Below are 7,960 nucleotides of genomic sequence, written 5' to 3'. Positions count from 1 at the left end.
GATGAAAGGGTTTGCTTTAACCTTAATGTTTGTTGTTATGTCCAATCATGCGATTTTATGTCAGGATGATTGTTCTGGTGTCAAATCAGTGGTTTCTGAATGGGAGAAGATTTCTTGGGAATATACTTTCAGCAGTGATGCGATTCTTGATGATAACCTCAATCCAGTGTTAAATATGGATAAACCGGGAACATTGATGTACAAATGTTTTAATAAACTACGGAGCCTTGGTCCTGATGTGCTCCCTTGTGTGGTGAAAGAGATCAGAGATGCCGAACCTGTGCAAGCTAATCAGACTGAAAATACGGAGGAACGTAATTCAAATGAGAGACGTCGGTTCACCTCATGTGGATTTGGAGAAAAACTCTTTCTTTCATATTATTTAATTTGCGCTATCGGGAAAATATACAAAACAGAGATCTTCTCTTCTGAAACAAACAGCGCAAACGGGAAACAAATTTTATTCATTTCCATAAAACCAGAAATACGAACCGAAATAGACAAAGAAGAAATTCTCTATCATTCCCATCGAATTCTTTTCGAACAATGGTGGTTAATAAAAGAAAGCTGTGTCACCCGGAAGTTCGAGGAGATATATAAAATTGCAAAAACGGAAAAGGACGAAGCCAAGTTCTTGCGATTGTTAGACGAAATAGAGCAACTCGGAATATTGGCAATTCCGCAAATAATGGATAAAATCAGTGATGGGGATTTGCGTCTAATGAAATTATTATCAACACTTACGGATGGAGAAATACAAAATATTGCGTCAAAAGCGGAATGCATGAAATGGTGGCGGAATAGAAAGGAATATTGGAATAAATTCCTAAAAGTAAAATGACGCATAGGGCAATTTCTGGGGAACAAGAGCTAGTTAATTAGGGAGAGGCATGAAAAGCGGAAAGGAAAAAACAATTTGTAAGGATAATGAGGTGGGGAGTGGACTGGTTAGGTTGTTGCTTTCCCTTTCTCTTATTATCCTGTCGATGTGGGCGCTGGAAGCCCAGACCTTATGCGCTCGGGCGAAGATCGAGATCCTGCAGGAACTGACCCTTGAGCGGCAGGCGTTCGAGGCGCGGATGAAGATCACCAACGGGACGCCGTTCCTGGTGGAGCAGATCCATGTGGATGTGCTGTTCCAGGATGAAAACGGATTTTACATCTGGGCCACTTCCGACCCCAACGACACCGGGGCGTGGTTCTTCATCCGGCCGGAGGGGGGCGGGGCGGCGATGTCCCAGGATGGGCAGAGTTGGATGCTGCCGGACATTCCGGCTTACACCGAAGCGCCGCCGGCGGAGGCGCCGTCCGTCGAGGCGCGCTGGCTCATCATCCCGGCGCCCGGGGCGGGGGGGACTGACCCCCGCGGGGCGCTCTACCCGGTGGGAGCGTTCATCCGCTACACCCAGGGGGGCGAGGAGAACACCATCGACGTGGCCCCCGACACCATCCGCGTGATGCCCATGCCCATCCTTGCGCTGGACTATTTCCTCCCCATCGACGTCCTGGGAGACGATCCGGCCACCACTCTCATCGAGCCCGTGGTCCCGTTCCCCCTGGGCCTGCGCATCCGCAACGTCGGGGCGGGGATCGCCAGGAACGTCCGGATCGACTCGGGCCAGCCCAAGATCGTGGAGAACTACCAGGGTCTCCTCCTCAATTTCGCCATCACCGGTTCCTCGGTGAATGGCGAGCCCGCCACCCCCAGCCTCCTGGTGAACTTCGGCGACCTGGCCCCCGACGCCACGGCGACGGCCGCCTGGCAGATGACCTGCTCCCTCACCGGTCGCTTCGTCAGCTTCGGGGCGAAGATCTCCCACGCCGACGAGCTGGGCGGCCAGGTGACCTCCCTCATCCCCGAGGAGAACCTGCGCACCTTCGCCCTGGTGAAGGACGTCTTCACCCCCGGCGACGCCGTCCCCGACTTCCTGGCCTGCGAACGCGGCCCGGACGGGACCCCCTATTTGTGGACCCTGGCGGTCTACACCTCCGACGGGCTGGAGAGCCCCGTCTACGACCAGTCCTGGGGCGCCGCCCTCACGCTGAACGAGGATGGCAGCTACTCCCTCGTCAAGTCGGAGTACGACCAGGACCCCGGCTACGTCTACATTCAACTGGACGACCCCTTTGCCGGGGCCTCCCCCCTGCGGGAGGTCGTCCGTTCCGACGGCGCGGTGCTGGTCCCGCAGAACGCCTGGCTGAGCCGGACAAAAGTGGGCGACACCTGGCGCTACACAGTCAATCTCTTCGACGTTGACACGGCGGGGAAGACCTACCTCGTCCGCTTCCAGGACGGCGGCACGCCCGGCAACCGCGCGCCGGTGCTGGAGGCGATCGCCGACTGGACCGTCCGCGCGGGGAGCATGCTGGGCTTCGTGGTCCACGCCTCCGACCCCGACGGCACCACCCCGCTGGTCTACACCGGCTCCCTCCCCTACGGCGCGAGCTTCCACGACGAGGGGAACGGCACGGGCCGCTTCGAGTGGACCCCCTCCGCCGGGCAACTGGGGACGTACTCGGTGCAGTTCGTGGCCTCCGACGGCGACCTGACCGCCGAGCGCACCGCCACGATCACGGTCGTGGACGCCAGCTACAACCGCCCCCCGACGGTGCAGGACCTCGCCTTCACGACCGACGAGGACACGCTCCTGGCCGCGAAGCTGACGGGGACCGACCCCGAGAACGACCCGCTGACCTTCAGCGTGGTCAAGCAACCCGACCACGGCGCCCTCACGAGCTTCAACCCCGCCACCGGCGACTTCACCTACACCCCGGCCGCCGACTTCCACGGGGCGGACACCTTCACCTTCGGCGCCTCCGACGGGCGGGCGAGTTCCGGCCTGGCCGCCGTGCACCTCACGGTCGACCCCGTCAACGACGCCCCGACCTCGGCCTCGGCCTCCATCACCACGAAGCAGGACCAGCCGAGCGATCCGGTGTCGCCCCAGGTCACCGACCCCGACGGCGACACGGTCTTCACCATCACGGTGGAGACCCAGCCCGCCCACGGCACGGCTGAAGTGGTGAACAACCAGTTGGTCTACACCCCGTCCGCCGGCTACTTCGGGGCCGACTCCTTCACCTTCAGGGCCGCCGACGCGGGCGGCCTCCCGGTGACCGGCACGGCCGCCGTCACCGTGGTGGAAACCCCCTTCGACCTGGCCGTGTACGGGGTGACCCTGAACGGCACCGTCCTGGAGGCCCGGGTCGCCAGCACCCGCACCGTCCCCGTGACGGGCGTGGGGGTGGAGCTGCGCTCCCGCACCGCCGCCGGCGACACGCCGCTGACGACGGTGCTCGCGGACCTGCAGCCCGGCGAGAATATCGTTTCCCTGGACCTGGGCGCCCCGCCCGCGCCGGGGACGGCCCTCTCCGTCGAGGTCGACCCCGCCGGCGCCCTCGGGGAAGCCGACCGCTTTAACAACACCGCCGGCCTCGGCACGGGCCTCCCGGTGGTGGTCACCGCGGCGCGCCCGCCGGCCTTCGCGCCGGGCGCCGACGCCGTGCTCTCCGGGCGGGCCTTCTACAGGCTCTCCGACAACGGGACGATTGCGACCCTGCCGGTGCAGGGCGGCGCCGTGCACGTGACTCTCACCCGGGACGGTGAGTCCCAGCCCGCCGTTGCCTCCGACGCCCGGACCGACCGGAACGGCGCGTGGCACGCGGCCCTGACCCTGCCCGCCGAGGCGGGAGTCTACCGGCTGGCCGTCCGCGCCGGGGACAGCGCCGCCGAGGAACTCCTCGAGCGGACCGTCCCCGTGGACCCGGTCCTCGTGACGCCGCCCCCCTACCCGGGCCCCGGCGGCGACCCGACGGTGTCCATCGACGACCCGGCCGCCCTGGAAGCCTGGATGGTGGAACCCGGCACCCCCGTGCCCACCACGGGCGAAGGGGGCAGCGGCGTCCGCGGCGGGCGCACCGGGACGGGAGACTCAACCTCCCTGGTCCCCGGCGGGCCCGCCCTCGGGAGCCGCGGCGGCGCGGCCTCCGTCTTCGACGCGCAGGTGGTCCCCGGTTCGTTGACGCTGTCCAACCCCGCGCCCAACGCGGGCGAGCGGGTGCAACTGGAGGGCGTCATCCGGGCCAACGACTCGTACTACGGCCTGCCGGTCCTCTGGCGGGTGACGGACCCCGCCGGGCACACGACGCCCCTCGCGCCGGCCACCTGGTACTACGTCGACGGCGACCTCCACGTTTTCGGCGCCTTCACGCCCCCCGCCGTGGGGACGTACGTCGTGCGCCTCTCCCTGGCCCCGGGCTTTGCCGACGCCGACGCCGGCAACGACGAGGCCGCGGCCAACCTGACCGCGACGCGCCCCAACCACGCGCCGGAGATCCAGGGAGCGACCCTCCCCGAGCACGCGTGGACCGGGGAGAGCGTGACCTTCGCGGTCCAGGCGACCGACGAGGACGGCGACCCGCTGACCTACGCCTGGAACTTCGGCGACGGCGGCGCGGCCGGCGGCCCCGACGGCGAGGCCACCCACGTCTTCGCGACAGCGGGCCCCTGGCCCGTGAGCGTGGAGGTCACCGACGGGCAGGGCGGCAGCGCCTCCCGCTCCGTCACGATCACGGTGGAGGACCGGCCCAACCGGGCGCCGGTCATCGAGAGCGTCACGATCCCGACCACGGCCGCGGCGGGCGACATGGTTTCCTTCGGTGTGAGCGCCTCCGACCCGGACGGCGACGCCCTCTCGGCGTCCTGGGACTTCGGCGACGGCGCGAGCGCCCAGGGGATGAGCGCCGTTCACACCTTCGGCGCCGCGGGCAGCTTCACCGTGACGGTGACGGTGGACGACGGGCGCGGCGGCCAGGCCCAGGCCTCGGGTCTGATCCTGGTGACCCCGCCGCCCAACCGGGCCCCGGTGATCTCCGGGACCACCATCCCCTCCCCGGTCAACCTGGCTGAAATCGTCAATTTCTCCGTCCAGGCGTCCGACCCGGACGGCGACCCCCTCACTTGTGTCTGGAACTTTGGCGACGGAGGCACCGCTTCCGGCCTGGCGGCCTCCCACGCCTACGCCGTGGACGGCGACTTCACGGTCACCGTGGTGGTCACGGACGGGCGGGGCGGTTCCGCCGCCGCGTCGGGGGCGGTCCACGTGGTCAACCCCGAGGCGGACGTGACGGTGCTGGCCCTGGGCGAAAGCCTCGGCGGCCTGTCCGGCGCCGGCGGGAGCCAGGCCTTCTACAAGGTGCTGACGCCCGCCGGGGTCACGGCCCTCCACGTCGCCACGTCGGGCGGCACGGGCAATGTGCAGCTCTACGTGAAGGAAGGGGCAAAGCCCGGGCGCACCGCAGGAACCTACGACTACCGGTCCGCGACCCCCGGGAACGCCGAGACAGTGAACGTCACGACGTCCCCCGGCGGAAAAACCTGGTACCTCCTCCTCTACGGCGGCTCGGCCTACGCCGGGGTCACCCTCTCGGTGACGGCGGACGGCGTTTATAACCGGCCGCCCGTAATCACAAGCGTTCAGGTCCCACGGCGAGCCCGGGTGAATGAGCCCGTGACCTTTGGCGTCGAGGCATCCGATCCCGACGGCGACTCCCTCACCGCCGAGTGGACCTTCGGCGACGGCGCTTCGGCTTCCGGGGTGACTCCCTCACACGTCTACGCGGCCGTGGGGGCCTACCCCGTGACCGTGATGGTCTCCGACGGGCGGGGCGGGGCCGCGACGGCCTCCGGTGCCGTTACCGTCAAGGCGGCGGGCCCGAACCAGCCGCCCGTCATCAGCGACCTCAACCTCTCCAGTCCGGCCACCCTCGGCGGTTCGGCCGGGATGTCGGCGACGGTCCTGGACCCCGACGGCGATCCCCTCGACCTCCTCTGGGACTTCGGCGACGGGCGTTCCGGGGAAGGCACGTCGGTCACGCACCGCTACACCCTGGACGGCGCTTACCGCGTAAGCGTCATGGCTTTCGACGGGTGGGGCGGCGTGACCACGGCGAAGGGCGACCTCGACGTGGTCGACCCCGAAACCGACGCCCCTGCGCTGGCCCTCGGCGAGAGCCGGGACGATCTGGGCGGCGCCGGCGGGAGCCAGGCCTTCTTCAAGGTCCTGGTCCCGGAGGACGTCACCGCCCTCACCCTCTCCACGGCGGGCGGCACGGGCAACGTGCAGCTCTATGTGAAGGAGGGGTCCCGGCCCGGCCGGACGAACGGCACCTACGACGTCCGCTCCGCGACCCCGGGGAACGCCGAGAGCGTGACCCTGTCCTCGCCGGGCGGGAAGACGTGGTACGTCCTGCTCTACGGCGGGTCCGCGTACGCCGGCGTGACGCTCACCGTCGCGGGGACGGGGGCCGACCGGCCGCCGGAGCTCACGGCGGGGACCCTCTCGGCTCACCTCCTGCCCGGCCAGGAGACGACCTTCGGCATCACCGGGTCCGACCCGGACGGGGACACCCTCCGGGCGTGGTGGGACTTCGGCGACGGCCGGGGCGCCGAGGGCCTGGCGGCCGCCTACGCCTACCCGGAGGCGGGGAGTTACCCCGTCACCGTCATGGTGGGCGACGGCCGGGGCGGCATCGTCACGGCGGAGGGGAGCGCGGCGGTGAGCCTCGACGGCGGGAACGCCCCGCCGGTGATCGGGGCCGTATCGATCCCGCCCGCGGCGGAGTTGGGATCGCCTGTCGTCTTCACGGTGAGCGCGACCGACGCCGACGGGGACGTCCTCGACGTCCTCTGGACCTTCGGCGACGGCATACAGGCCGCGGGGGCAGACGTGACCCACGTCTTCGCCTGCGAGGGGACCTTCCCCGTGAGCGTGACGGTGGACGACGGCTTCGGCGGGTCCGCCGTTGCGTCGGGGAACGTCACGGTGACCAACACCGAGGAGGGAGTCACGGCCCTCTGTCGGGGTGCGACACTGGAACCGCTCTCCGGCGCCCGGACAAGCGAGACCTTCTACAAGGTCGTGGTTCCGGAAGGGGTTTCCTCCCTGACCCTGTCCACGACGGGCGGCACGGGCAACGTGCAGCTCTACGTGAAGGAAGGCTCGAGGCCGGGTAGGACGAACGGGACCTACGACTACCGCTGCGCCCAGCCCGGGAACGACGAGACCCTCACGGTGGACATCCCGGGTGGCAAGACCTGGTACCTCCTCCTCTATGCCGCCTCGGCCTATTCGGAGGTGACCCTGACGGTCCAGTGATCGGCGCCGAGCGTGCCAAAAGCTGAAAGACCCCTGACTCCCCGACGTCGATTTTTCGGGGTAACTTTCGGGGTATCTCCCGACTTTGGTGTTTGTTATTGTGTTGTTAAAATAGGACTTGTGGAGGTAGATCGGCGGACACCTCCTCCGCCATTTAAAATTCCGCTGCAGTGCGCGGACGTCAAAAACCTCTGAGAAATCAGGGGTTTTTGTTTTTCGGTTTTCCGCCCAAGACCGTTTGAATGCATTGACAGCCGCTGATTTTTCTTTGGATTCGGGACCGGAATCACCATCGCCAAAGCTTGATGACCTCGCAAAAAGTACCATCACCCTCCGGGTGATGGCTCAAACAAACGGCTTACAGACCTTTTCCTGTTCGTTTTCCGACTTTTTGCGAGGGCATCAATATTGACCCACCTTGGGAGGTGCGGCAGGCGGAAGCGGTGGGGACGGCCGAGTGGGAGCGGGGGTGGGCGCCGCTGGAGTGCGGGCTGCTGGACCGGGTGGAGTCGCCCAAGGTGGGCGGGGCAGCTGCTGCACGCGTGCAGCGACGCCAGGACACCCTCCCCCGGCCTGAACCCCGCAGGGGATGAATAGGTGTAGAAAGGTCGCGACGCCTTCGCCCTCCCCCGGCCCGATCCCCGCAGGGGAACAAGGTGTGTCGAAAGGTCGCGATGCTCACGCCCTCCTCCGGCCCGATCCCCGTAGGGGATCAATCTGTGTAGAAAGCGGCGCTCTTTTTGATAAAATCCGCCCCGCGCGCCGCCGGCCGAGGCCCTGGCGACACCTGAAACTTCTCCCGG

General features: G+C 66.4%; 3 protein-coding genes. All 3 read left to right on the top strand.

The annotated features are described in order from the left end of the window. Position 1: 1 nt before the first annotated feature. The 3 genes from KA419_18260 (at position 2) to KA419_18250 (ending at position 7,750) form a co-directional block, all read left to right on the top strand. Positions 2-841, top strand: coding sequence for a hypothetical protein (locus KA419_18260; GenBank protein MBP7867877.1), 840 nt, complete (start codon positions 2-4; stop codon positions 839-841). A 238-nt stretch (positions 842-1,079) separates the two neighbouring features. Further along, entirely contained in the window at positions 1,080-7,157 is a 6,078-nt protein-coding gene (locus KA419_18255) for a PKD domain-containing protein (GenBank protein MBP7867876.1), read from the top strand. Positions 7,158-7,600: 443 nt separating this feature from the next. Beyond that, positions 7,601-7,750: a hypothetical protein gene (locus KA419_18250; GenBank protein MBP7867875.1), complete on the top strand. Its 150-nt coding sequence runs from the start codon at positions 7,601-7,603 to the stop codon at positions 7,748-7,750. Positions 7,751-7,960: the final 210 nt, after the last annotated feature.

The sequence above is a fragment of the Acidobacteriota bacterium genome, assembly GCA_018001935.1.
In the GTDB taxonomy this organism is placed as follows: Bacteria; Acidobacteriota; JAAYUB01; order JAAYUB01; family JAAYUB01; genus JAGNHB01.
This window is presented reverse-complemented; position numbering and strand designations above follow the sequence as displayed.

What these genes read in the sequence shown, in the direction of transcription:
- KA419_18260 (MBP7867877.1), top strand. Translation starts at nt 2, where the DNA reads ATGAAAGGGTTTGCTTTAACCTTAATGTTTGTTGTTATGTCCAATCAT.
- KA419_18255 (MBP7867876.1), top strand. Translation starts at nt 1,080, where the DNA reads ATGAAGATCACCAACGGGACGCCGTTCCTGGTGGAGCAGATCCATGTG.